26 protein-coding genes are annotated in these 23324 nt (G+C 72.9%); 16 read left to right on the top strand and 10 right to left on the bottom strand.

What is annotated here, in order from left to right:
- Positions 1-27: 27 nt before the first annotated feature.
- The 4 genes from O7543_RS07910 to O7543_RS07895 all read right to left on the bottom strand — a co-directional run bounded on the left by O7543_RS07910 (position 28) and on the right by O7543_RS07895 (position 3674).
- On the bottom strand, positions 28-1437 hold the full coding sequence (locus O7543_RS07910; RefSeq protein WP_281554442.1) for a hypothetical protein: 1410 nt from the start codon (positions 1435-1437) through the stop codon (positions 28-30).
- Positions 1434-1886 carry a hypothetical protein gene (locus O7543_RS07905; protein ID WP_281554443.1) on the bottom strand — a complete coding sequence of 151 codons (453 nt, stop codon included), beginning with the start codon at positions 1884-1886 and terminating at the stop codon, positions 1434-1436. The genes O7543_RS07910 and O7543_RS07905 overlap by 4 nt, the downstream gene beginning before the upstream one ends.
- Before the next feature lie 165 nt (positions 1887-2051).
- Positions 2052-3104, bottom strand: coding sequence for an SDR family oxidoreductase (locus O7543_RS07900; RefSeq protein WP_281554444.1), 1053 nt, complete (start codon positions 3102-3104; stop codon positions 2052-2054).
- Between the two features lie 126 nt (positions 3105-3230).
- On the bottom strand, positions 3231-3674 hold the full coding sequence (locus O7543_RS07895; protein ID WP_281554445.1) for an SRPBCC family protein: 444 nt from the start codon (positions 3672-3674) through the stop codon (positions 3231-3233).
- Between the two features lie 113 nt (positions 3675-3787).
- Here O7543_RS07895 and O7543_RS07890 point away from each other — a divergent pair, with 113 nt between their 5' ends.
- Genes O7543_RS07890 through O7543_RS07855 form a run of 8 tightly spaced genes read left to right on the top strand, consistent with a single transcriptional unit; the run spans position 3788 to position 12442 of the window.
- Complete coding sequence (locus O7543_RS07890) at positions 3788-5437, top strand: HAD-IIIA family hydrolase (RefSeq protein ID WP_281554446.1); 1650 nt, start codon at positions 3788-3790, stop codon at positions 5435-5437.
- Positions 5434-6411 (top strand): glycosyltransferase, encoded by a 978-nt coding sequence (locus O7543_RS07885; protein ID WP_281554447.1) that lies wholly within the window; start codon positions 5434-5436, stop codon positions 6409-6411. The genes O7543_RS07890 and O7543_RS07885 overlap by 4 nt, the downstream gene beginning before the upstream one ends.
- A complete protein-coding gene (locus O7543_RS07880) occupies positions 6396-7610 on the top strand; it encodes a glycosyltransferase (protein WP_281554448.1) in 1215 nt (404 codons plus the stop codon). The genes O7543_RS07885 and O7543_RS07880 overlap by 16 nt, the downstream gene beginning before the upstream one ends.
- A 1-nt stretch (position 7611) precedes the next feature.
- Positions 7612-8310, top strand: a complete 699-nt coding sequence (locus tag O7543_RS07875; RefSeq protein ID WP_281554449.1) for an SIS domain-containing protein — start codon at positions 7612-7614, stop codon at positions 8308-8310.
- Between the two features lie 14 nt (positions 8311-8324).
- Complete coding sequence (locus O7543_RS07870; protein ID WP_281555543.1) at positions 8325-9782, top strand: PfkB family carbohydrate kinase; 1458 nt, start codon at positions 8325-8327, stop codon at positions 9780-9782.
- Positions 9779-10474 (top strand): SDR family oxidoreductase, encoded by a 696-nt coding sequence (locus O7543_RS07865; protein WP_281554450.1) that lies wholly within the window; start codon positions 9779-9781, stop codon positions 10472-10474. Before O7543_RS07870 ends, O7543_RS07865 begins: the two co-directional genes overlap by 4 nt.
- Positions 10471-11475 (top strand): glycosyltransferase family 9 protein, encoded by a 1005-nt coding sequence (locus O7543_RS07860; protein WP_281554451.1) that lies wholly within the window; start codon positions 10471-10473, stop codon positions 11473-11475. Before O7543_RS07865 ends, O7543_RS07860 begins: the two co-directional genes overlap by 4 nt.
- Positions 11456-12442 (top strand): DNA topoisomerase IB, encoded by a 987-nt coding sequence (locus O7543_RS07855; RefSeq protein ID WP_281554452.1) that lies wholly within the window; start codon positions 11456-11458, stop codon positions 12440-12442. Before O7543_RS07860 ends, O7543_RS07855 begins: the two co-directional genes overlap by 20 nt.
- On the opposite strand, the gene O7543_RS07850 is transcribed toward O7543_RS07855, so the two are convergent.
- The 4 genes from O7543_RS07850 to O7543_RS07835 form a co-directional block, all read right to left on the bottom strand.
- Complete coding sequence (locus O7543_RS07850) at positions 12434-13231, bottom strand: TerC family protein (RefSeq protein ID WP_281554453.1); 798 nt, start codon at positions 13229-13231, stop codon at positions 12434-12436. The two genes, O7543_RS07855 and O7543_RS07850, sit on opposite strands and share 9 nt — an antisense overlap.
- Positions 13232-13331: 100 nt before the next feature.
- Positions 13332-13835, bottom strand: coding sequence for a hypothetical protein (locus O7543_RS07845; protein WP_281554454.1), 504 nt, complete (start codon positions 13833-13835; stop codon positions 13332-13334).
- Positions 13836-13890: 55 nt separating this feature from the next.
- Complete coding sequence (locus O7543_RS07840; RefSeq protein WP_281554455.1) at positions 13891-15528, bottom strand: ATP-dependent DNA helicase RecQ; 1638 nt, start codon at positions 15526-15528, stop codon at positions 13891-13893.
- Positions 15529-15625: 97 nt separating this feature from the next.
- Positions 15626-15760 carry a hypothetical protein gene (locus tag O7543_RS07835; RefSeq protein ID WP_281554456.1) on the bottom strand — a complete coding sequence of 45 codons (135 nt, stop codon included), beginning with the start codon at positions 15758-15760 and terminating at the stop codon, positions 15626-15628.
- 129 nt (positions 15761-15889) lie between these two features.
- Here O7543_RS07835 and O7543_RS07830 point away from each other — a divergent pair, with 129 nt between their 5' ends.
- Positions 15890-17593, top strand: a complete 1704-nt coding sequence (locus tag O7543_RS07830; protein WP_281554457.1) for a glycoside hydrolase family 3 protein — start codon at positions 15890-15892, stop codon at positions 17591-17593.
- Here the strand turns inward: O7543_RS07830 and O7543_RS07825 are convergent.
- Complete coding sequence (locus O7543_RS07825) at positions 17549-18643, bottom strand: PQQ-dependent sugar dehydrogenase (protein ID WP_281554458.1); 1095 nt, start codon at positions 18641-18643, stop codon at positions 17549-17551. The two genes, O7543_RS07830 and O7543_RS07825, sit on opposite strands and share 45 nt — an antisense overlap.
- On the bottom strand, positions 18636-18914 hold the full coding sequence (locus tag O7543_RS07820; protein WP_348650124.1) for a GNAT family N-acetyltransferase: 279 nt from the start codon (positions 18912-18914) through the stop codon (positions 18636-18638). The genes O7543_RS07825 and O7543_RS07820 overlap by 8 nt, the downstream gene beginning before the upstream one ends.
- A 266-nt stretch (positions 18915-19180) precedes the next feature.
- Between O7543_RS07820 and O7543_RS07815 the strand changes: the two genes are divergently transcribed.
- The 7 genes from O7543_RS07815 (at position 19181) to O7543_RS07785 (ending at position 23254) form a co-directional block, all read left to right on the top strand.
- Complete coding sequence (locus O7543_RS07815) at positions 19181-19498, top strand: hypothetical protein (protein WP_281555544.1); 318 nt, start codon at positions 19181-19183, stop codon at positions 19496-19498.
- A gap of 108 nt (positions 19499-19606) precedes the next feature.
- Positions 19607-20371 carry a DUF1206 domain-containing protein gene (locus O7543_RS07810; RefSeq protein ID WP_348650087.1) on the top strand — a complete coding sequence of 255 codons (765 nt, stop codon included), beginning with the start codon at positions 19607-19609 and terminating at the stop codon, positions 20369-20371.
- Between the two features lie 85 nt (positions 20372-20456).
- Positions 20457-21710: a mechanosensitive ion channel domain-containing protein gene (locus tag O7543_RS07805; RefSeq protein WP_281554461.1), complete on the top strand. Its 1254-nt coding sequence runs from the start codon at positions 20457-20459 to the stop codon at positions 21708-21710.
- A 50-nt stretch (positions 21711-21760) separates the two neighbouring features.
- Positions 21761-22183: a phage holin family protein gene (locus O7543_RS07800; RefSeq protein WP_281554462.1), complete on the top strand. Its 423-nt coding sequence runs from the start codon at positions 21761-21763 to the stop codon at positions 22181-22183.
- Positions 22180-22488 (top strand): DUF3618 domain-containing protein, encoded by a 309-nt coding sequence (locus O7543_RS07795; protein WP_281554463.1) that lies wholly within the window; start codon positions 22180-22182, stop codon positions 22486-22488. Before O7543_RS07800 ends, O7543_RS07795 begins: the two co-directional genes overlap by 4 nt.
- The gene (locus O7543_RS07790) at positions 22485-22757 is read left to right on the top strand and encodes a DUF4235 domain-containing protein (protein WP_281554464.1); all 273 of its coding nucleotides are present in this window, start codon (positions 22485-22487) and stop codon (positions 22755-22757) included. Before O7543_RS07795 ends, O7543_RS07790 begins: the two co-directional genes overlap by 4 nt.
- Positions 22758-23050: 293 nt before the next feature.
- Positions 23051-23254: a cold-shock protein gene (locus O7543_RS07785; protein WP_007075740.1), complete on the top strand. Its 204-nt coding sequence runs from the start codon at positions 23051-23053 to the stop codon at positions 23252-23254.
- Positions 23255-23324 lie beyond the last annotated feature (70 nt).

Raw genomic sequence — 23324 nt, 5'->3', positions numbered from 1 at the left:
TCGGAGCTCCGGCTGGAACCGCCGGGGTCACTGGCCGGGGGGACGCGGCCAGGACTCCTCAACCGGCGTCGGTGCCGGTGCGCGGGGCGCCGGTGGTGGTGCGGCTGCCGGTGTCGGTGGCGGTGGTGCGGCTGCCGGTGTCGGCGGTGCTGACGCCGGATCGGTCGCCGGTGCGACAGCAGGCGTGGCGGACTGGTCCCGCCCGGCCGGCGCGACAGCGGTCGGCGCGACCCACAGCGGGGCCTTTGGCAGCAGCGAACGGAAGTCGAACGAACACTTGCTGCAGGACCGCAGCGCCGTCTCGGTACGTCGGTCGCCGCACTGCCGGCAGAAGGTCACCACCGACTCGTCGGCCGACAGACCCTGGCAGCGTGGGCAGGCGAAGGCCGGACCCTTGGTCTGGGCCAGCCGCCCGGCCAGCACGAACGGGCTGATCACCGCGCTCACCGTGGTCGCCAGGTCGCGGGTCCGGCGGTTGCGTTCCTGCAGTCGCTCCAGTTCGGGGTTGACGATCTTCTCCAGCTTGCAGGTCGTGCAGATCAACAGCGTCCGAACCGGCAGCATCTCCCGTAGCTGGGCCTGCTGGTGCAGGAACGTCACCACCGGCACGTCGGCCGGGTCCACGGTGAACCGGAACGGCGTCGATGTGCCGGCCGAGGCGGCTGCCGCCGCGATGTACTCCTCGACCCGGTACACCAGCCCTTGGATCTGGGTGACCAAGTTCGCCGGCATCTGCCCGGGCCGGCTGGTGATCAGGGTCCCGACGGTGAGCATCCCGTCGGCTAGCTGGGTCGGCACCTCGGCGACCGTTTCCGCAGCGACGAAGGTGAACGTGCCCGCCCCGGTCCGGCTCACCGGGGCACCCTTTGCCGGGTCGGACCCGTCGAGGAACCGGGTGGTGTGGCGGGAGATCAACGAGCCGGCCTGGGCCGCCCACCCGGCGGCGTTCTGCATGGCGGCGACGTCTCCGTTCCCGGTGTTGCGCCACCAGCCGGCGAAGCCGGCGGCGGCGGCCGGGTCGAGACGGGCCAGAGCGGCGTCGACGGCGGCCAGGACGGACCCGAAGACGTCCTGGTAGACAGCGGTCGCGCCCCAGTTACGGCCGACCTTCGCCGGCCAGCGGTCGCTCACCTGGACGGTGACCCGGCAGGCGGCAGGGCCGGCCTCCAGACCGATCTGCAACTGCACCGGCATCCGGGCCGGTTGCAGGGTGACCGCGCCGAGCTTGGAGCCGCGTACCGCCTGGATGACGCTGAGCTGCTCGACGGTGAGCTGGAAACCCAGGTTCCGTACGGCGGCGAGCAGATGCTGCCGTACGACGGTGAGTGGAGCGGCGACGGTCCGCTCCGCTCCGGCGGCGAGCTGGTCGGCCTGCCGATCGTCGTCGGTGCCGATGCCGGTGGCCGGCGCCCTGCCGTTGCTGTCTGCCCAGGTCATTCCGTGCCGAATCCGGTGTCGAAGCTGGTGCCGGTGTCGAAGCTGGTGCTTTCGTAACTGCTGCTGCTGTCGTATGTGCTGATCTCGGCGGCCGCGGCGTCGACGCTGTAGTCCGTCGCGGCCGCGTAGTCGCTCGCCGTACCGGCCTCGTCGGCCGCCAGCGAGTACTGCCGGTCGGCAGCCTCGATCGAGGCGGTCGGGTCGAAGCCGGCGGCGACGCTGTCCGCCGCGTCCTGCAGGTGACCGTCGGCGGACTCGGTCCACGAGTCGCTCACGTCGGCGTGCCAGTCGGACCACTCCTGGTCGGCCACGGCCTGGTCCAGATGGGTCTCCACCGCGTCGGCGACCGGCTCGGGCAGCGTGGTCGAGCTACCTGCGAAATCCGTCGTGCCGGTGTCGGCGCTGGTGTCGCTGATCAGGTAGTCGTCCCAGCTCGGATCGGTTGTCATTGACCGCCCCCTCCTGGTCGGGGCGCGTCATTCGCCGCCCCATGATCGTCATCTGCGATCGATGATGCATCGGTGGGCGGGCGGGCTGTATCCCCCTTGTGTGCCTCGGCCGCCGGTTCGACGGCAGCGACCGGCGGCCCAACGGGCGGTGGCGGTGTCAGACAGTCACGCCGCCCGCCCGACCGGTCGACGGACCGCAGCCCGCAGCCGGGCCGGCCCGCTGCCGACCATCGCCCGCGCGGTGCCGAGCGCGGCGGCCAGGACTGCGGCGGTGACGGTCTGCTTGTGCGTCACGGCCCACAGCGCCAGCGAACGCCGACGTGCCTGGTCGTCGAAGGCGCCGTGTGCACCATGATCGACCTCGGCATCGGCCGGTACGTCCACATTGTCCCGCCAGTGGGCCCGGTCGATGACCTCGTCGGTCTGCTGGGAGTCGAATCCGACCTGCCGGATCGCCAGCAGCCGGTCGAGCAGCCCCGGGGCGATGATGTCGGCGAGCCGGGCCTGTAGGGTGGGGCCACCGACGTTGACCTCCCGCTTGCCGTTGTCGGCGGCCCAGCAGATCGCGGCAGCGGCCACCTCGGGTTGGAAGATCGGCGGTACCGGTTGCGGGTGTCGGGGCAGATGGGTACGCACCCAGGAGAACTGCGGCGTGTTCACCGCCGGCAGCTGGACCATCGACAGCTTAATCTCGGGGCTGGCCTGGAGCAACTCGGCCCGTAGCGAGTCGTTAAATCCCTGGATGGCGTGCTTGCTGGCGCAGTACGCCGACTGCAGCGGGATGCCCCGGTACGCCAGCGCCGAACCGACCTGCACGATCGTGCCGATTCCGGCCGGGCGCATCTGCCGCAGCGCCGCCAGCGTGCCGTGCACGGTGCCGAGGTAGTTGACCTCGGTGACCCGCCGGAACTCGTCAGCGCTGATTTCCCAGGTCGGGGCGAAGACCGACACCATCGCGTTGTTGATCCACACGTCCAGGCCGCCGTTGCGTCGGTGCAGGTCGTCGGCGGCCTCGTCGACCGCTGCGGCGTCGGCGACGTCCACCTGGTACGTGGCCACCGCCTCGGCACCCAGCTCCCGACACTGTGCGGCGGCTGCGGCCAGGCCGGCCGCTCCCCGAGCGAGCAACCCGAGCCGGGCACCGCGGCGTGCGTACCGCTGGGCGGTGGCGCGTCCGATGCCGGCGCTTGCGCCAGTGATCATCACGGTCTGGTTCATTCCGATCACCTCCCTGCGGGTGCCGTCCGGCACCCGTCCACTGACCTGCCCTGACTTTGGTCTGCCCTGGCTGGCCCCTGCTGACGTGGGCCCGTCCGTCGGGCCCACGGCCGTGGCGTGCCGGCGTCACCCGACGGTCTGCCGGGTTGCGATGTCGGACAGCCGGCGCAGCGTCTCCCGGTTGCGGTGGTGCAGGACCAGATCGTCGAGCTTCGTACGGACCCAGCGCAGCGGCCCTCCGGTGAACGACTCGGCGATGGTGACCCGAGTGCCGTTGCCCGGGGTCGGCGCGAGCCGGAACACGATCGTCGCCTCGCCCAGCGGCCACAGCCCGGCCCGTAACGTCAGCTCGTCGCCCGGCTGGCAGGAGATCACCGTGGAGGCGTCGGACAACGACAGCGGCCAGGGACCGGCGGTGTGGTGCAGCCGGGCCCCGGCCTGCGGCCAGTGCCCGTCGACATCGCGGATGTGCACGGTCCCGACCACCCAGTCGCTGTACGACCAGCCGTTCGCCAGCACGGCGAACACCTGGTCCTGCGGGGCGGGGATCACCCGCTGCACGACAGCCACGATCAGCCGGGTACCCCGCGGGCGACCCGCTAACCCGGCCAGCGGCGAAATGGTGCGGACCGGACGAACGCCGTGGTTGGTTTACTCGCCCCGCACCCGGGAAACGGAGCCAGGTGCGAAGCGAACTGATCAGTCGGGGCCGCGGGCTCTTCGACGCGGTGCTCTTCGACCGTGACGGGACGCTCGTGCACGACGTGCCGTACAACGGCGACCCGGACCTGGTCCGCCCGGTGCGCGGTGCCCGCGCCGCGCTTGACCGGCTTCGCGCCGCCGGTCTGCGGCTCGGAGTCGTCACCAACCAGTCCGGCCTGGCGCGCGGCCACTTCACCACCCACGACATGCGTCGGGTGCACGACCGGATCGAGGAACTCCTCGGCCCGTTCGACACCTGGCAGGTCTGCCCGCACGACGACGGCGACGGCTGCCGGTGCCGCAAACCGGCACCGGGCATGGTCCTGGCCGCGGCCCGGGAGCTGGGCACCAGCGCCGGGCGGTGCGTCGTGGTCGGCGACATCGGCCGGGATATCGTCGCCGCCGGTGCCGCTGGCGCGACCGGCATCCTGGTACCCACCGAGACGACCCATCCGCAGGAGACGGCTGCCGCTCCCGCCGTCGCCGGTGACCTGGCCGGCGCCGCTGATCTCATCCTGCGTCGGCACCGGGCGACCGCCCCCGACGAGCCCGGCCCGCGCGGTGGCCGGGTCCTGGTCGTGCGCTCCGACTCGGTCGGCGACGTGCTGGTCACCGGGCCGGCGATCCGCGCCGTGGCGGCCGGGGCGGACGAGGTGGTCATGCTCTGTGGACCGCAGGGCCGGGCCGCCGCCGAACTGCTGCCCGGTGTGGGCGACCTGATCGAGTGGCCGCTGCCGTGGATCGACCCGGATCCCGGTCCGGTGGACCCCGCCGACCTGACCCGGCTGACGGAGCGGCTGGCCGAGGTCGGCGCCGACGAGGCGATCATCTTCACCTCCTTCCACCAGTCGCCGCTGCCGCTGGCGCTGCTCCTGCGGCAGGCCGGGGTGGATCGGATCGCGGCGATCAGTGACGACTACTCCGGCTCTCTGCTCGACGTGCGTCACCGGGTGCCGCCCGGCGTACCGGAGCCGGAACGCGCGTTGTCGCTGGCCGCCGCCGCTGGATTCGCGCTGCCCGGCGACGACGAGCCGGTGCTGCGGCTACGCCCGGGCTGTCTGCGGCCAGCCGCCGGGCCCGCACCACAGGAGCCCGGCTCGGGTGTGCGTCACCGGATGCCGGAGCCGGACCGGGCCGGGCCACCGGGCTACGTCGTCGTGCACCCCGGATCCTCCGTCGAATCCCGCGCCTGCCCGCCGGAGCGGTGTGCCGCGTTCGTCGACGCGCTGCACGCCGCCGGGCACCGGGTGGTGGTCACCGGCGGCCCCGGTGAGCAGGCGCTGAGCCGTCGGGTCGCCGGCCGGTCCGGTGCCGATCTCGGCGGGCAGACCTCGCTGGCCCGGCTCGCCGCGATCATCGCGGGGGCCGGCGCGCTGGTCGTGGGCAACACCGGGCCGGCACACCTCGCGGCGGCGGTCGGCACCCCGGTGGTCAGCCTGTTCGCGCCGACGGTGCCGTTCGGCCAGTGGGGACCATACCGGGTGCCCTGGGTCCGGCTCGGCGACCCGGTCGCCGGCTGCCGCAATACCCGGGCCGCCCGCTGCCCGGTGCCGGGCCATCCGTGTCTGTCGACGGTCTCCCCGGACAGCGTGGTCGAGGCCGTCGAACTGATCTGCGGGACGGCCGGATGAACATCTTGCTCTGGCACGTCCACGGATCGTGGACCACCGCGTTCGTCCACGGCAAGCACCACTACCTGGTGCCGGTCACTCCGGACCGGGGGCCGTACGGGCTGGGCCGGGCGCGCACCTACCCGTGGCCGGACGGCGTCACCGAGATCCGCCCCGGGCAGCTCGCCACCGCCGAGGTCGACCTGGTGATCCTGCAACGCCCCGAGGAGCTCGACCTGGCCACCAGCTGGCTCGGCCGGACCGTCGGTCGGGACGTGCCGGCGGTCTACGTCGAGCACAACACGCCAAAGGGTGACGTGCCGACCAGCCGGCATCCGATGGCCGACCGTGACGACCTCACCGTGGTCCACGTCACCCACTTCAACGACCTGTTCTGGGACACCGGCGGCACCCGGACCCGGGTGATCGAGCACGGCATCGTCGCCCCGGCCGCCCGCTACAGCGGCGAACTCGACCGGCTCGCCGTGGTCACCAACGAGCCGGTACGCCGCCGTCGGGTCACCGGCACCGACCTGATGCCCCGGTTCGCCCGGGTCGCCCCGCTGGACGTGTACGGGATGGGAGTCGCAGGGCTGCCCGGGGCCCTCGGCGGGACAGCGGCCGGTCGGTTGGCCGTCCACGACGACGTGCCGCAGTCGGCGATGCACGCCGCGGTGGCCCGCCGCCGCGCGTACCTGCATCTGTGCCGGTGGACCTCACTCGGCCTGAGCCTGATCGAGGCGATGGCGATGGGCATGCCGGTGGTCGTCCTCGGCACCACCGAGGTGGTCGCCGCGGTACCACCGTCGGCCGGGGTGCTCGCCACCCGGGTGCAGACCCTGGTCGATGCCGCCCAGTGGCTGATCGACGAGCCGGATTCGGCCCGCCGGCTCGGCGACGGCGCGCGGCGCGCGGCGCAGGACCGATACGGACTGGACCGGTTCCTCGCGGACTGGGACGAGCTGCTGGAGGAGGCGCTATGCGCATCGCGATGATCTCGGAGCATGCCAGCCCGCTCGCCGCGCTCGGCGGGGTGGACGCCGGCGGCCAGAACACGCACGTCGCGGAGCTGTCCACCGCGCTCGCCGCCGACGGTCACGAGGTCCGAGTGTTCACCCGACGGGACGCTGCGGACCTGCCGGAACTGGTGCAGCTGGACAACGGGGTTGCGGTGGTGCACGTGCCGGCCGGACCGGCCGAGCACATCGCCAAGGACGACCTGCTGCCACACATGGCGCAGTTCAGCCAGTGGCTGGCCGGGCAGTGGAGCCACGACTGGACTCCGGCGGTCGCACACGCGCACTTCTGGATGAGCGGGCTGGCCGCGGTGCACGCCGGCCGGCTGACCGGGGTTCCGGTGGTGCAGACCTACCACGCGCTGGGCACCGTCAAGCGTCGCCACCAGGGCGCGATGGACACCAGTCCACCCCGGCGCATCGGCTACGAGCGGGCGTTGGGCCGCAGCGTCGACCGGGTGGTCGCGCAGTCCCAGGACGAGGTCGCCGAGCTGATCCGGATGGGGGTGCCCCGGGGCCGGCTGTCGGTGGTGCCGTCCGGCGTCAACGAGCAGACCTTCGCCCCCGACGGACTGTCCGTGCCGCGCGACGAGGGCCGACCTCGGGTGCTGACCGTCGGCCGGCTGGTCGCCCGCAAGGGTTTCCAGGACGTCGTACGGGCCATGCAACTCGTACCGCACGCGGAGTGCGTCGTGGTGGGTGGTCCGCCGGCCGCCGAACTGGACACCGACCCGCAGGCCCGGCAGTTGCGCCAGTTGGCCGAGTCGTGCGGTGTCGGTGACCGGATCCGGCTGGTCGGCGGGGTACCCCGGGAACAGATGCCGTCCTGGTACCGGTCGGCCGACGTGCTGGTCGCCGCCCCGTGGTACGAGCCGTTCGGGCTCACCCCGCTGGAGGCGATGGCCTGCGGCGTGCCGGTGGTCGGCACCGCCGTGGGTGGGCTGACCGACACCGTCGTCGATGGACTCACCGGCGATCTGGTGCCGCCCCGGGACCCACGGGCGCTCGGCATGGCGCTGCGCGGGTTGCTCAACGACCGGGTCCGGAGGTTCGCCTACGCCACCGCCGCGCTGGACCGGGCGCGGCAGTGCTACTCGTGGCAGCGCGCTGCCACGCAGCTCACATCGATCTACGGCACCGTCAGCGGGGTGCGGCAGCCGAGCCGGGTGGTGGCCTGAGATGTCCGACGTGAACTCGCTCATCGACACCCACCTCGCCGGGCTGGCCGAGGCGTTGCTGCCGTACCGCCAGGTGGCCGCGCGGCTGGGGCGCTGGGGCGCCGAGCTGGCCTGGACGCTCGGTCACGGCGGCCGGCTGCTGGTCGCCGGCAATGGCGGCAGCGCCGCCGAGGCCCAGCACCTCGCCGCCGAGCTGGTCGGCAAGCTGCGCGACGACCGGACGCCGCTGTCCGCGATCGCATTGACCGCCGAAACCTCCTCGCTCACCGCGATCAGCAACGACTTCGGCTTCGACGAGGTCTTCGCCCGGCAGGTACGGGCCCACGGCCGCCCCGGCGACATCCTGCTGCTGCTGTCCACGAGTGGACGTAGCGGCAACCTGCTCGCCGCCGCCCGGGCCGGCCGTGACGTCGGGCTGCGCTGCTGGGCCTGCACCGGCCCGGCGCCGAACCCGCTGGCCGAGGCGTGCGCCGAGGTATTGGCGGTGCCGGCGGCCGATCCGCAGGTGGTGCAGGAGCTGCACCTGGTCACCGCGCACCTGCTGTGCGGCTACGTCGACCAGACACTGCCCGGCGTACTCGGTCTCACCGGTGCGGTCGACGTCCCCGCCCGTGCGGTCGATGCCGTCGCCGGCGCGCCCACGGCGCCAGCCGTGCCGGCCGGTCTGCCGGTGCTGGACGTGCGCGGCGGTGTCAGGTGACCGCCGGCCCGATCGTGGTGGTCGGCGACACTCTGCTCGACCGGGACGTCGACGGCGCGGTCACCCGGGTCTGCCCGGACGCCGCCGCGCCCGTGCTCGACGAGCGGTATGTCACCGACCGGCCCGGTGGTGCCGGGCTGGCCGCGGTGCTCGCCGCCGGGCAGGGGCACCCGGTGGTACTGGTCAGCGCGCTCGCCGCCGACCCGGCCGGATGCCGGCTCGCGGCGCTGCTCGCCGCAGCCGGCGTGGACCTGCATCCATTGCCGTTGGCCGGCGCGACCGCCGAGAAGATCCGGCTGCGAACCCGGGGTCAGGTGCTGCTGCGGTTGGATCGGGGCGGGGACGGCCGGGTGCACGGCGATCTGCCGCCGGCCACCGCCGAGGTACTCGCGGCTGCGGCGGCGGTGGTGGTCAGCGACTATGGCAGGGGAGTCGCGCGGATGCCGGGCCTGCGGGCGGCGCTGGCGGCGACCGGCGCACCGGTGGTGTGGGATCCACATCCGCGCGGTCCGGCGGCGGTCGCCGGTGCCCGGCTGATCACCCCCAACGAGGCCGAGGTCCGCCAGTTGACCGGGCAGCCTGTCGGGGACACCCGCGTGGCCACCGCCGCGCGTGGCGCTGACGAGCTGCGTCGCCGCTGGCGGGCCGGGGCGGTCGCGGTGACGATGGGCGGCGACGGTGCGCTGCTGTGCCACGCCGGTAGCGTGCCGCTGATGGTGCCGACGCCGATCAGCACCGACGGGGACACCTGCGGCGCGGGGGACCGGTTCGCCACCGCGGCGGCTACGGCGCTGGCCGCCGGAGCCGTGGTGTCCGAGGCGGTCCAGGCGGCGGTTGCCGAAGCGTCCCGGTACGTCGCCGACGGCGGTACGGCCGGGCTGCGTCGGCTACTGGCCGGGCCCGACCAGGCTGCGGTGCCGGTGGAGACCGGGGCGCTGGCTACGGCGGCGGCGGAGCAGGTCGGTCCGCGCGCCGCCGGGTCGCTGGCCGCCCGGGTACGGTCCGCCGGGGGCACCGTGGTGGCCACCGGCGGCTGCTTCGACCTGCTGCACGCCGGACACGTGTCGGCGCTGCAGGCCGCCCGGCAACTGGGTGACTGCCTGGTCGTCTGCGTCAACTCCGACGCCAGCGTGGCCCGGCTGAAGGGGCCGCAGCGGCCGGTGGTCGGCGAGCGTGACCGGGCCCGGCTGCTCGCGGCACTGGGCTGCGTGGACGCGGTGGTCGTCTTCGACGAGGACACCCCGCACGCGGTGCTCAGCTGGCTGCGGCCGGACATCTGGGTCAAAGGTGGCGACTACGCCGGTGGCGGCACCGCCGAGCCGGACCTGCCCGAGGCCGAAATGGTACGCCGGTGGGGCGGGCAGACGGCGATCGTGCCGTACCTCGACGGCCGCTCCACCACCGGCATGATCGCCGCCGCCCGGGCCGCGCGGCCCGTCCCGTCGACCACCACTGTGGAGGAATCACCGTGACGAACCATCCCGGCGGCCCGGCGGTGCTGGTCACCGGCGGCGCGAGCGGTCTCGGGGCAGCCGTCGTCGACCTGCTGGCCAAGTCCGGATACCGGCCGTGCGTCATCGACCGGCAGCCGCCAGTGGACGGCGTTCCCTGGCTCGACTGCGACCTGGCCGACACCCGGGCCGCCGAGGCCGCCACCCACCGGCTCGCCGAGCAGACCGGCGGGCTGAGCGCGGTCGTCACCGCAGCTGGGATGGACGTGCCGGGCCGGCTCGCCGACACCCCCGCCGAGGTGTGGGAACGGGTCGTCACGGTCGACCTGCTGGCCACCGCGGCGGTGATCCGGGCGGCGCTGCCCTGGCTGACCTCGGTCGGCGGTTCGGTGGTGACGATCGCCTCCACTCTGGGAATGAAGGCGGTAGGTGACGCCACCGCGTACTGCGCGGCCAAGTTCGGGGTGGTCGGGTTCACCCGGGCGTTGGCGGCCGAACTCGCCGGCACCGTCGGCGTCACCCTGCTGGTGCCCGGCGGGATGCGGACCGCGTTCTTCGACGAGCGCGATGCCCAGTACCGGCCGGCGGCCGACGCCGCGCTCAACGACCCCGACAACGTGGCGGCGGCGGTGCTGTTCGCGTTGCAGCAGCCGGCCGGGTGCGCGGTGCGCGAGATGGTGATCTGCGCGGACCGGGAGACGTCCTACCCGTGATCCTGGTGCTGCGGGCCCTCGGCATCGGCGACCTTGCCACCGCCGTACCGGCGCTGCGCGGGCTGCGGGCCGTCTACCCGGCCGAGACGATCGCCCTGGCCGCGCCGACCTGGCTGGCCCCGCTGGCCGGCCTGACCGGCGCGGTGGACCGACTGGTGCCGCTGTCCGGGCTGGACGCGGAGCTGGCGCTCGGATGCAGCCCGGACTGGGCGGTCAACCTGCACGGTTGTGGCCCGCAGTCGCACCGGTTGCTCGCCGCGACGCGGCCGGGCCGGTTGTGGGCGTACCGGTGTCCGGCGGCGGCGCACCACGACGGCCCGCCGTGGCGCGACGACGAGCACGAGGTGGTGCGGTGGTGCCGGTTGCTCACCTGGTACGGCGTCGACTGCGACACCACCGACCTGCTGTTGCCCCGTCCGGTACCGGACCGGGTGCCGGTCGGGGTGACCGTGCTGCACCCCGGTGCGGCGGCGCCGCGCCGCCGGTGGCCGGTCGACCGGTTCGCCGAGCTGGCCGGTCGGCTGACCGCCGCCGGGCACCGGGTGGTGGTGACCGGGTCGGCACCCGAGCGCCCGCTCGCCGAGGCGGTCGCCACCGATGCCGGGCTGCCCGGCACCGCGGTCCGCGCCGGGCGGATGGACCTCTACCAGTTCGCCGCGCTGCTGGCGCACGCCCGCCTGCTGGTCGCGGCCGACACTGGCGCGGGGCACCTGGCAACGGCCTTCGGTGTACCGTCGGTGCTGCTGTTCGGTCCCACCTCGCCGGCCCGCTGGGGCCCGCGGGTGCACCGGCCGCGGCACCGGGTGGTCCACTACCCGCTGCTGTCCGCCGGGGCCGAGGAGCCGGCGGCCCTCCCCACAGCCGCCGACTCCGCAGCCGGCGACCCGCCGGCCGCCGATGGACCGGCCGCCGACTGGCACCCGTCGATGGCCGCCATCTGCGTCGACGAGGTGCTCGCCGCGATCGGCGAGGTGGAACGCGATGCGCTTGCGGCGCAGTGAACTGCACCGACCGGGATACCGACGCCGTCACCGGGGCCGGGGGACCGCCTTCCTCGACACCCGGGGCCAGCCGGTCACCGACCCGGCGGAGCTGAAGCGGCTGCGTGAACTGGTGATCCCACCTGCCTGGCGGGACGTGTGGATCTGTCCGCACCCGTCCGGTCACATCCAGGCCGTCGGTGTGGACGCGGCCGGCCGGCGGCAGTACCTCTACCACCCCCAGTGGCGGGTCCGTCGGGACGTTGCCAAGTTCCAGCACGTCCGGCGGGTCGCGGACCGGCTGCCCCGGCTGCGGAACCGGGTCGACGCCGATCTGCGTGGCCGGGGTCTGGGCCGGCAACGGGTGCTGGCCGCCCTGGTGCGCCTACTGGATCTTGGGATGTTCCGGATCGGCAACGACCAGTACGCCGCCGGCGACGAACCCACCTTCGGGGTGGCGACGCTGCGGCCCGCACACGCCCGGATCGAGCGGGGTTGTGTGGTCCTCGAGTTCCCGGCCAAGGGTGGCGTCGCCCAGGTCCGGCGGATCGACGACGCGCAGGTGTGTGCCGTGCTGCGGGCGTTGCGTCGTCGCCGGCACGACGGGCAACGGCTGTTCTGCTACTGGGACGGGCGGCGCTGGCGGGACGTGCACAGCGACGAGATCAACGAGTACCTGCGTCAGGCCAGCGGCACCGAGATGACGGCCAAGGACTTCCGTACCTGGCATGCCACCGTGCTCGCCGCGACCCGGCTGGCGGCCGTCGGCGTGCCGCGCTCGGCGGCGGCCCGGCGGCGGACGGTGGCCGCGGTGATGCGGGAGGTCGCGGAGCTGCTCGGCAACACCCCCACCGTGGCCCGCGCCTCCTACGTCGACCCCCGGGTGGTCGAGTCGTTCAACCAGGGCCGGGTGGCCCGGCTCGCCGCCGTCGAGCCCAGTCGGACGGCCGCCGAACAGGCGGTCCGTCGACTGCTTCCGTTACGCTGAGTCGGCCCGGTCGGCGCTGTCCGTACCGCCGGACGCCGCCGGCTGCTCCTTGACGAACGTCGGGTGCAGGCTGACCGGTGCCGCCGCCTGTTTGCGCGACCGTAGCCGCAGGTTGAGGAACTCCACGAAGACGGAGAACGCGATCGGCCCGTACACGTACCCCTTGGGGATGTGGTGGCCGAGCCCTTCGGCGATCAGGCTGCCGCCGATCAGCAACAGGAACGACAGGGCCAGCATCTTCACCGTCGGATGCTGGTTGACGAACCCGCTGACCGCCCCGGCCGACACCAGCATGATGACCATCGCGACCACCACGGCGGCGACCATGATGAACAGTTGGTCGACCATGCCCACCGCGGTGATCACCGAGTCGAGCGAGAACACCACGTCGAGCACCAGGATCTGGGCGATCACCCCGGCGAACGACGCGGTCTTGCCGCTACTGGCGTGGTCGGCGCCCTCCAGGTGCTCGTGAATCTCGTAGGTCGCCTTCGCCAGCAGGAAGCCCCCGCCGAGCAGCAGGATCAGGTCACGACCGGATATCTCCTGCCCGAACACCTCGAACAGTGGTGCGGTCAACCCGATCACCCAGGACAACGAGGCGAGCAGCAGCAGCCGGGTGACCAGGGCCAGTGACAGCCCGATGGTGCGGGCCCTGGCCTGCTGGTGCTCGGGCAGCCGACCGGCGAGGATCGAGATGAACACAACGTTGTCGATGCCCAGCACGACTTCCAGCAGCAGCAGGGTCGCGAACGCGATCCACAACTCGGGGCTGGTCAGAAGCTCCATCGATGCTCCCGGGAGAGGGGTGTCCACCGGGCCGGTGCGGCCCGCGATCCCAGACCGTACTGGCGGCGGTCAACCGCCCGCACACCGGGAGTCCTCCCATTCAGTCGTTGAGCACGTGGGCGAGCCGGTCGCGGAACCGCCGCTCCGACTCGGTCACCGCCTCGCCGCCGATACCCAGCACCCCGCCGGTGGTCGCGGCGCCTACCACCTGTTCGGCGATGCCGACCAGCCAGTGCTTGTACGCCCCGGCCTCACCGTCGTCCACCCGGTCGGCGAGCAGTCGGGCCGCCGTACCCGCCCGGGCCAGTACGTCGGCGATCAGCGCCTGCGGGTCGGCCGGTTCGATCACCGGCAACTCCTCGCCGGTCTCCGGATCGCCGACCCGGCTGACCAGTTCCCCGGCGACCGCGGTGACCAGCGGGCTGGCCGACTCCCGGCCGGCGCCGATCGTCTCCAGCCCGGCGGCGTTCTCCGCCCGGGTCCGCCGTCCACCGTCGGACTCGGCCGCGCTGGCCGCGTTCAGCACCGCCTGCGGCAGCCCGACCAGCAGCCCCCATTCCTCGTCGGAGAACCCGAGTTCGGTGTACACCGGCAGTTCCGTCACGCTTTGCCCCTCTCAACCTGCTGTCCGCCGGACCGGTGTCCGACGGTGGTGATCCTCAGCGCTGCTCGGCGGCCAGCAGACCCTGGTCGCTGACCACCGGCACCGACAACGTCTTGTAGCCGACACCGTCGAACAGGACCGTCATCCGGTCCTGCTCGTACCCGAGCACCAGGCCGGCCCCCCATTCCGCGTGTCGCACCATACTGTGTACCGGGAACGGGCCGGCGGCGCCGTCGTCGGCGGTACTGGTCCCGGCGTGGCAACTGTCGCAATGACCACAGACGTCCGTCACATGCTCCCCGAAGTAGGCCAGCAGCGCCCGGGTGCGGCAACCCGTCGCCTCGGCGAAGGCCCGCATCATGTCGGTACGGGAGCGCTGCACGGTCTGGCGACGTCCGGCCGCCGCCACCGCGTCGGCGGCGGCCCGCGCCGGGTCCGGCGCGTAGAAGGGACGGACGGTCTGGGTGCCGGCGACGGTCCGGGCCGCGCCCACCTCTTCCAGCAGGGCGAGCAGCTGGCTCAGCTTGCGGGCGCCGAGCCCGGTGCGGCGGCGCAGCTCGGCGCGGGTCGCCGGCTCGACGTCCAGCACCTCGGCGACGTCCCGCAACTCGTCATGATCGGGCGGGCTGGTGGTGAAGTACCGCTGCAGACCGATGTCCTCGGCCCGCCACAACAGCAGCGCCCGGGCCGGCCGGCCGTCCCGGCCGCCGCGACCGATCTCCTGCAGATAGCTGTCGGGCGAGTCCGGCAGCGCGGTGTGCGCCACCCACCGTACGTCCGGTTTGTCGATGCCCATGCCGAAAGCGGACGTCGCCACCATGACCGGCACCTGCCCGGCGAGGAACTCGTCGTGCAGCTGCTGCCGGGCGGTGGCCGACATCCCGGCGTGGTAGCAGCGGGCCGGGTAGCCGGCGGCGACGAGCTGACCGGCCAGGTCTGTCGCGGCCCGCCGGGTCGGCACGTAGACGATGCCGGGCGGCTGTTCCACGTCGAGCAGGGCGACCAGCCTGCGCCACCGGTAGTCCTCGGTTGGGCAGTGGGCCACCTCGAGGAACAGGTTGTCCCGGTCGAGTCCGGCCACCACCAGGTGCGGATCGGTCAGCCCGAGCCGGTGGACGATGTCGTCGCGCACCGGCGGCGAGGCGGTGGCGGTCAGCGCCACCACCGGAGGGCGACCCAACTGCTCCACCAGGTGGCCGACGGCCAGGTAGTCGGGTCGGAAGTCGTGCCCCCAGGCCGAGACGCAGTGCGCCTCGTCGACCGCGACCAACGCCGGGGACAGCTGACGTACCTCGGCCAGGCGGTCCGGGTCGCACAGCTGCTCCGGTGTGGTGAACAGGAACCGGGCCCGACCCTCACGGACGTCGTCGAGCGACGCCCGTCGCTGGGCCGGGCTCTCCGCGGAGCTGATCCTTACCGCCCGCAGCTCGGCCTGGCCGCGTTGGTTGAGCGCGGCGATCTGGTCCTGCTGCAGCGCGAGCAGCGGAGAGATCACCACGGTCGGGCCGGGCAGCATGGTGGCCGGGATCTGGTAGACGGCCGATTTTCCGGCGCCGGTGGGCAGCACCACCAAGGCGTCGCGGCCCTTCAGCAGGGCCCGCATCGCGCCGAGTTGGCCGGGCCGCAACGCTGACCAGCCGAAGCGTTGGCGCGCAGCGCGGCGCAGCCGGGGTGAGTGCAGGGGCAGCTTCATCGGATTCCGTGGTTACCCGGCGCCGACCACGGCCAAACGGCCGGTCGGTCCGGTGACCGGTCCGGCCGACCGGTCGGGGCGCTCGCCGGACCCGCGCTCACCGCCCTTTGCCGAACATTGCCCGCAACGCGGCGAGCAGGAGCAGGACACCGAGGACGGCACCGATCACCTGGACACCGGGGATGTCCTGCCAGCTGGTCTCCTCGGCGGCGTACTGGACGAACGGAACCACTCACGCACTGTGCCACACCGGGGCTGCCCGGCGACAGACCGTGCCGTACGGCGGGACCGGCGTCGTCGCCGCAGCGCGGGTCCCGGTTAATAGGAAGGTTTATTGACTAAAACTGTCCGTGATGTGAACATGAGCCGCATGGCCGATTCCAGTCCCAGTGTGCGGCGGATGGCGGCCACCGTGCTGCAGCCCGGATTCCTCGGCACCGGCCCACCGGACTGGGTGCGCCGGTGGGTCGCCGACGGGTTGGGCGCCGTGGTGCTGTTCGCCCGTAACGTCCGCGACCCCGAGCAGGTCGCCGCGCTCACCGCCGCGCTGCGCGCCGAACGGCCGGACGTGCTGGTCGCCATCGACGAGGAAGCCGGTGACGTGACCCGGATCGAATCCGGACACGGCAGCTCCCGACCCGGCAACCTGGCCCTCGGCACGGTCGACGACCCGGAACTGACCCGGCGGGTCGCCTACGATCTCGGCCTGGAGCTGGCCGGCGCGGGAGTCACCGTCAACTACGCCCCGGTTGCCGACGTCAACTCCAATCCGGACAATCCGGTGATCGGGGTACGCGCGTTCGGCGACGATCCGCGCCTGGTAGCCCGGCACACGGCCGCCTGGATTCGCGGGCTGCAGGACGCCGGAGTCGCCGCCTGCGCCAAGCACTTCCCCGGACACGGTGACACCAACGTGGACTCCCACGACGCCGTGCCCCGTATCGACGCCGACCGGATCCGGCTGGACGCGGTGGAGCTGACCCCGTTCCGGGCCGCCATCGCCGCCGGCACCCGGACGATCATGACCGGACACCTGCTCGTGCCGGCGATCGACCCGGCCAACCTGGCCACCCTCAGCCGTGCGGTCCTGGTCGACCTGCTGCGGGACCGGCTCGGGTTCACCGGCGCGGTGATCACCGACGGGATCGAGATGCGGGCGGTGACCCGGCGCTTCGGTCTGGCTGGCGCGACCGTCCGGGCGCTCGCCGCCGGGGTCGACGCGGTCTGCGTGGGCGGCGAACACGCCGACGAGGAGACCGTCCGGCGACTGACCGACGCGATCGTCGACGCGGTCGTCACCGGTCGGTTGCCGGCCCAGCGGCTGGCCGAGGCGGCGGAGCGGATCCGGCAACTGGCGGCCTGGTCGGTGCGGCACCGCCAACCGCACGGCAACGGCTCCGTGCCGGACAGCAACGGGGCCACCACGCTGGTGTCCGCCGGAGCGCCGACCGGCCCGGTACGGTCCGCCATCGGGCTCACCGCCGCCCGGCGCGCGCTGCGGATACGGGCCGAGACCCAGCTGCCACTGACCCGGCCCGCGTACGTGGTGGAGTTCGCGCCGCCGCACAACATCGCCATCGGGGCCGAGACTCCGTGGGGCATCGGCCAGGCCCTGGCCGCGCTGCGGCCCGGGACGCTCACCGTCCGACTGACCGAGCGGGATCTCGACGCGTCGACGGCGGCCGGGGTGGCTGGCCGACCGGTCGAGCCGCTGGACACCGCGCTGCTCGCCGCCCGCCACCACGCCCTTGTCCTGGTGGTCCGCGACCTGCACCGGCATCGGTGGATGTCGGTGGCGGTCGACCGCGCGCTCACCGTCCGACCCGACGCCGTCGTGGTCGAGATGGGGGTACCGGTCCGGGTCACCGGTGACGTGCACCTGTCGACCTACGGGGCGAGCTGGGCGAACAGTCGGGCCGCCGCCGAGCGGCTGGCCGGTTGGCAGACGTCGGTGGCCAGGACCGGCACGCCGGGTCCGACGGTGCCTGTCCCGACCGGGCCGGACCCTACGGCGGACCGGTCAGCCGCTGATCCGCAGGATCCGGTCGTCGTCGCCGGTGGGTGAACCGCGCCCGTCCCGGTTCGAGGTGAGCACCCACAGGCTGCCGTCCGGCGCCACCGCCGCGTGCCGCAGCCGGCCGTACTCGCCACTGAGCAACGTCTCGGCGTCGGTGCCGTCCGGGGCGACCCGGTACAGCCGCTGGCCACGCAGACACGCCAGCCAGAGCCGGCCCTGGTGGTGGGCGAGACCGCTGGGGGAGGCGTCCCGGGGGGCCCAGGTGGCCACCGGATCGACGAACTCCGCCCGGTCGGCCACCCCCTCGACCTCCGGCCAGCCGTAGTTGCCGCCGGCCTCGATTGGGTTCAGTTCGTCGTGCCGGTTCTGCCCGAACTCGCTGGCGTACAGCTGCCCGGCCGGATCCCAGGCCAGTCCCTGTACGTTGCGGTGGCCGAGGCTGAACACCGGCGACCCGGCAACCGGGTTGTCCGCCGGGACGGTGCCGTCCGGTCGCAGCCGCAGGATCTTGCCGGCCAGCCCGGTCGGGTCCTGCGCGGCCCCCCGCTCGCCGGCGTCACCGGTGCCGACGTACAGCATGCCGTCCGGACCGAAAGCGATCCGGCCGCCGTTGTGGGTCGACGCCCGGGGAATCCCGGTCAGGACCGGCTCAGGGGACGTCGTCGGGCCGTCTGGCCCGAGCCGGAACCGAACGATCCGGTTGTCCTCGGCACCGGTGTAGTAGAGGTAGACCCAGCCGTCGGTGGCATGCTGCGGGGACACCGCCACGCCGAGCAGGCCGCCCTCCCCGTCCGGGACAACCCCGTCGACCCCGGTGATCTCCCGGGTGCTGCCCTGCGCGTCCACAGCCAGCAACCGCGCGGTGTCCCGCTCCGTCACCAGGGCCGTGCCGTCCGGTAGGAACGCGAGATCCCATGGTGCGGCGAGTCCGGTCGCGACGACCTCGACGTCGGCCGACGCCTCGGGCGCGTCGGAGATCGTCGGATCGCTGAACCAGCCGAGCCAGCCGCCTGCCGCCACCACCGTGGCGGCCAGCACGAGTACGCCGGCCACCGCGACCGCCGTACGCGCCAGGCCGGGCCGGCGCTGCTCAGTCACCGGCGACCAGCGCGGCGAACTCGGGATGCCGATCGATGTAGGCGGCGATGAACGGGCACTGGGGCACCACCTGCTCTCCACGGTCGCGGATCTGACTGAGCAGCCCGTGGGCGAGGGCGTCACCGGCACCTCGTCCCCGGTACGCGGGATCGATCTCGGTGTGCGTCACGGTCACCGTCGCCGGACCCGGACGGTAGCTGGCGAACCCGGCCAGGCCGTCGTCGATCAGGATCTCGAACCGGTTTCGCGCCGGATTGTCCTCCACCAGCATCGTCACGGTCGGACACCTCCTCGGTTCAGGGGCCGACTCGCCTCAAGGCCGACTCAGCCGGGGCCGACGCGGTCGGCAGGCCGGCACGGCTTCGAGCCTAACCGTCGGCCCGCCGCCTCGCCGGCTGGGTGCGGTGGCTGGCACGAGTGCTCCGGGGCGCCGTCACGAGCGCCAAGTACGCTTGGCCGGTGACCATCGCACCCCAGCTGCCATCCGCCTCCAGCGCCTCCCGATCCACCAGCCGGCGGGCCGGTACCACCTCCCGGATCGCCGCTCTGGCCGCCGGGTTGGCGTTCGGCGCGGCGTTGCTCGCCGGTTGCAGCTCCGAGGGCGCCAGCACCGACTGCGGGCTGGACGCCTGCACGGTGACCTTCTCCCGGGGAGTCGAGGCCAGTGCGAGCTTTCTCGGCATCGAGGCCCGGTTGATCGGCGCCGAGAGCGACCGGGTCACTGTCGAGGTGGCCGGCGAGCAGGTCACCCTGACCGTCGGCGAGCAGGCCACCGAGGTCGGCGGGTTCGACGTGAGCCTTGAGCGGGCCACCGATTCGGAGGTGGCGATCCGGGTCGCCCGGCAACTGGGCTGACCACCGGTCGGGCACGTTTGGTGGCGGCGCTGACCGGTCATATGGAGCGCCATGCCGAAAACCAGGGATGCCCAGCGCACCGCCCACCAGCTTGGTAACAGTCGATCCTTGAAGCTGCTCGCCAGAGCCGGCTTCCTCGGGTACGGCCTGGTGCACCTGCTGGTGGCCTGGCTGGCACTGCAGATCGCCTTCGGCCGCCCGGCCGCCGACGGCGACCAGTCCGGCGCGCTGCGTACCCTCGCCGCGCAGCCGCTCGGCGGGGTGCTGCTGATCGCCGTCGCGGTCGGGTTGGCCGCGATGGCGGTGTGGCAGGGCATCGAGGCCGCCGTCGGGCACCGTGCCGAGCAGGGCAACAAGCGGACGGTCGAACGGGTCATCTCGGTCGGGCGGACCGTGGTCTACCTGTCCTTCGCCTGGACCGCCGTCCAGGTGTTCCGCAACGCCAACGCCGACACCGCCGACCAGCAGCAGGCGATGAGCGAACGGGTGATGTCCGCCCCCGGCGGCCGGTGGCTGGTCGGGTTCGCCGGCCTGGTGGTGATCGGCATCGGTGCCGGGATGGTCGTCAACGGCGTCACCCGGCGGTTCGCCGAACACCTGCGGACCGGGGCGATGAACGCCCGGGTGCGCAAGGTCGTCTGCCGGCTGGGTACGGCCGGCTACGTCGCCAAGGGTGTCGCCTACGGCACCGCCGGGGCGCTGCTGGTGACCGCTGCCGTCCAGTTCGAGCCGGAGCAGGCCCGGGGCCTGGACGCAGCCCTGCACACCCTGCGCGAGCAGGCGTTCGGGTCTGTCCTGTTGGCACTGGTAGCGGCCGGCTTTGCCGCCTTCGGTGTCTACTGCTTCGCCCAGTCCCGCTACCGGAAAGTGTGATCTAGCACCCATGGCATGGCCCAACTTCACCCGGCATCATTGACCTTTTGTCACTATTGATGGCGATGTGGAGGGGGATCCATCCGTGCATCCGGTTGTCTGGACGGTGCTCGTCACGGTCGCGGCGGCGGTACTCGCGGTGACCGCGGTGGCGATCGGCCACCGGGTCGTCCGGCGTCTCGGCCGACGTTCCGTACTGCTCGCCGAGGTCTCGACCCACGCGCACCGGGCGACGCGGGCGGCCGCGACCGTGACGGCCATTCAGCTCGCGGTCCGTTTCTCGACCGGTTACGCGGTCGGTGAGCCGTGGCGGCGTACCACCTTGCACCTGCTGGTCCTCGCGATGATCGCGGCGTGTGCCTGGCTGGTCGGGGCGCTGCTGCTGGCCATGGAGGACACCACGCTGGCCCGGTTCCGCACCGACGTGCCGGACAACCGGCACGCCCGCCGGCTGCACACCCAGGTGGTGATGCTGCGTCGGGTCACCATCGCCGTGATCGTCATCCTCACCGTCGGGGTGATGCTGATGACCTTCCCGGCGGTACGCGGTGTCGGCGCGAGCCTGCTCGCCTCCGCCGGGGTGATCGGTGTGGTCGGCGCGCTGGCCGCGCAGAGCCTGCTGAGCAACGTCATCGCCGGGCTGCAGTTGGCCTTCAGCGACGCGGTTCGTATCGACGACGTCGTGGTGGTCGAGGGTGAGTGGGGCCGGATCGAGGAGCTGACGCTCAGCTACGTGGTGGTGCACATCTGGGACGATCGGCGGCTGATCCTGCCCACCTCCTACTTCACCACCACGCCGTTCCAGAACTGGACCCGGACCAAGGCCGCGGTGCTGGGCACCGCCGAGTTCGACCTGGACTGGTCGGTTCCGGTCCAGGCCATGCGCGAGGAACTGCGCCGACTGGTGGAGGGCACCGAGCTGTGGGACGGCCGGGTGTGTGTGCTGCAGGTGACCGACGCCACCGGCGGTACGGTCCGGCTGCGGGCCCTGGTCAGCGCCGCCGACTCGCCGAGCCTGTGGGATCTGCGGTGCCAGGTCCGCGAACACCTGGCCAGTTGGGTCCGCGAACAGCGACCGACCGCGCTGCCCCGGTGGCGGGCCGAGGTCGGCGACGGGGACAGCCTGCTGGACTGGCTGGACCTGCGGCACCGGCCGGTCACCGGCGGGCAGCGCAACGGCCGTCACCCGGCCGGACCGGTTACGTCCACCACTGGCGGCGGGCACGAGGTACCCGACGACGCCCGGCTGTTCGGTGGTGACGCCGAGGGCGACGCCCGTGCGTCGGTCTTCGTCGGACCCGAGGAATCCGCCGCCGGGGATCGCAGTCAGCAGGATTGACGAAGGTCCGGGCCGGGCATACAGCGGCGAACAGCGGGAAAGGAGGCACCATGGCCGACACTTTGCACCGGCCGCCCGCCGAGCGGTCCACCGCGGAACTCGTGCAACAGGCCGGTGAGCAGATATCGCGACTGGTGCGCGACGAGATCGCGCTCGCCCGTGCCGAACTGACCGAAAAGGGAAAGCATGCCGGACTGGGGATCGGGCTGTTCGGCGGTGGCGGGGTCATCGCGCTCTACGGCCTCGGTGTGCTGATCGGCGCCGGCGTGCTGCTGCTCGCCCAGGCCTGGCCGCCGTGGCTGGCCGCCCTGGCCGTCGCGGTGCTGCTGTTCCTGGTCGCGGGCGTGTTGGCGCTCGCCGGGCGACGGCAGGTCCGTCAGGCGGCACCGCCGGTGCCGACGGCGGCGGCGGACAGCGTACGGGCGGACGTGACGGTGGTCGGCGCGGCAATGAAGCGGGGGCGGCAGTCGTGACGTCGCACAACGGCAGGTCCGGTAACGGCACCGGCGATCTTGACCTGCTCCGGGCCGAGATCCGGCAGACCCGGGCCGAACTGGGCCAGACGGTGCAGGCGCTGGCCGCTAAGACCGACGTGAAAAGCCGGCTGCGGCTGGGGGCCGACCGCGCCCGGCTGCGGCTGCGTGATACGGCCCGACAGGCGGCGGCCACGGCGCGCCGGCCCGACCGGCGTACCGTCACGGTCCCGGCCCTGGTGGTGGCCGGCACGGTGGTGACGGTGGTACTGGTGTGGTTGACGAGGAGAGGGAGGCGCGGGTGAGCAAACCGCTCAACAAGTTGGCCTACCGGCCGGTCGGCCTGGTGCTCGGCCTGGCGGCGGGTGCCCTGGCCGGGGCGATATTCCGGCAGGTGTGGAAGCTCGCCGCCGGCGACGACGAGGCACCCAACGCCATCGACGAGGAGCGTGGTTGGGGCGAGGTGCTGGCTGCGGCCGCACTGCAGGGGGCGATCTTCTCAGTCGTCCGGGCCGCGGTGGATCGCGGCGGCGCGACCGGCGTGCGCCGGCTCACCGGCCGTTGGCCGTCGTGAGCGCCGCCGCCGCTGGTCAGAGGCGCGACGACCAGACCGGACCGGGCCCGGACGGCGACCAGATTCGGGCACGCCACGAGGGCGCGAACGGCGTCTCAGGTCACATGTCGGAGACGTTCGTCAGGTAGGCTGTGCGAAGTTTTTGCGTACGTGGTTTGCTGTCCACGCTGTTGCGAGACAGCGTGGGTTGAGAGAAGTCCTCCTTCGTCGGGGGCCACCTCAGGCGCCGCTGCTCGAAAACGGCCAACCGGCCGCACGGCGTGCTTGGCCGCCAGTTTCAGAAGGAGATACACATGGCGCAGGGAACCGTGAAGTGGTTCAACGCAGACAAGGGCTTCGGCTTCATCACCGTCGACGGCGGGGGTGCTGACGTGTTCGTCCACTTCTCGGCCATCCAGACCAGCGGCTACCGCACGCTGGAGGAGAACCAGCGGGTCGAGTTCGAGATCGCCCAGGGCCAGAAGGGTCCGCAGGCCGAGCAGGTCCGCCCGATCTGACCTCGGTCGCCGGTGCCGTCCGGCGGTCGGGCTGGCACCGACCCGCGAAGGTCGTGACGAGGGCCCCGTT

Origin of the sequence: Solwaraspora sp. WMMA2080 (assembly GCF_027497395.1) — a bacterium.
Lineage (GTDB): Bacteria > Actinomycetota > Actinomycetes > Mycobacteriales > Micromonosporaceae > Micromonospora_E.
The sequence above is the reverse complement of the archived record's forward strand: the minus strand, read 5'-3'. Positions and strand labels throughout refer to the sequence as shown.

Excerpts from the sequence above, each read along its gene's own strand:
- O7543_RS07910 (WP_281554442.1), bottom strand. The coding sequence starts at position 1,437 with ATGACCTGGGCAGACAGCAACGGCAGGGCGCCGGCCACCGGCATCGGC.
- O7543_RS07905 (WP_281554443.1), bottom strand. The coding sequence starts at position 1,886 with ATGACAACCGATCCGAGCTGGGACGACTACCTGATCAGCGACACCAGC.
- O7543_RS07900 (WP_281554444.1), bottom strand. The coding sequence starts at position 3,104 with ATGAACCAGACCGTGATGATCACTGGCGCAAGCGCCGGCATCGGACGC.
- O7543_RS07885 (WP_281554447.1), top strand. The coding sequence starts at position 5,434 with ATGAACATCTTGCTCTGGCACGTCCACGGATCGTGGACCACCGCGTTC.
- O7543_RS07880 (WP_281554448.1), top strand. The coding sequence starts at position 6,396 with ATGCGCATCGCGATGATCTCGGAGCATGCCAGCCCGCTCGCCGCGCTC.
- O7543_RS07875 (WP_281554449.1), top strand. The coding sequence starts at position 7,612 with ATGTCCGACGTGAACTCGCTCATCGACACCCACCTCGCCGGGCTGGCC.
- O7543_RS07855 (WP_281554452.1), top strand. The coding sequence starts at position 11,456 with ATGCGCTTGCGGCGCAGTGAACTGCACCGACCGGGATACCGACGCCGT.
- O7543_RS07850 (WP_281554453.1), bottom strand. The coding sequence starts at position 13,231 with ATGGAGCTTCTGACCAGCCCCGAGTTGTGGATCGCGTTCGCGACCCTG.
- O7543_RS07840 (WP_281554455.1), bottom strand. The coding sequence starts at position 15,528 with ATGAAGCTGCCCCTGCACTCACCCCGGCTGCGCCGCGCTGCGCGCCAA.
- O7543_RS07830 (WP_281554457.1), top strand. The coding sequence starts at position 15,890 with ATGAGCCGCATGGCCGATTCCAGTCCCAGTGTGCGGCGGATGGCGGCC.
- O7543_RS07820 (WP_348650124.1), bottom strand. The coding sequence starts at position 18,914 with ATGCTGGTGGAGGACAATCCGGCGCGAAACCGGTTCGAGATCCTGATC.
- O7543_RS07800 (WP_281554462.1), top strand. The coding sequence starts at position 21,761 with ATGGCCGACACTTTGCACCGGCCGCCCGCCGAGCGGTCCACCGCGGAA.
- O7543_RS07785 (WP_007075740.1), top strand. The coding sequence starts at position 23,051 with ATGGCGCAGGGAACCGTGAAGTGGTTCAACGCAGACAAGGGCTTCGGC.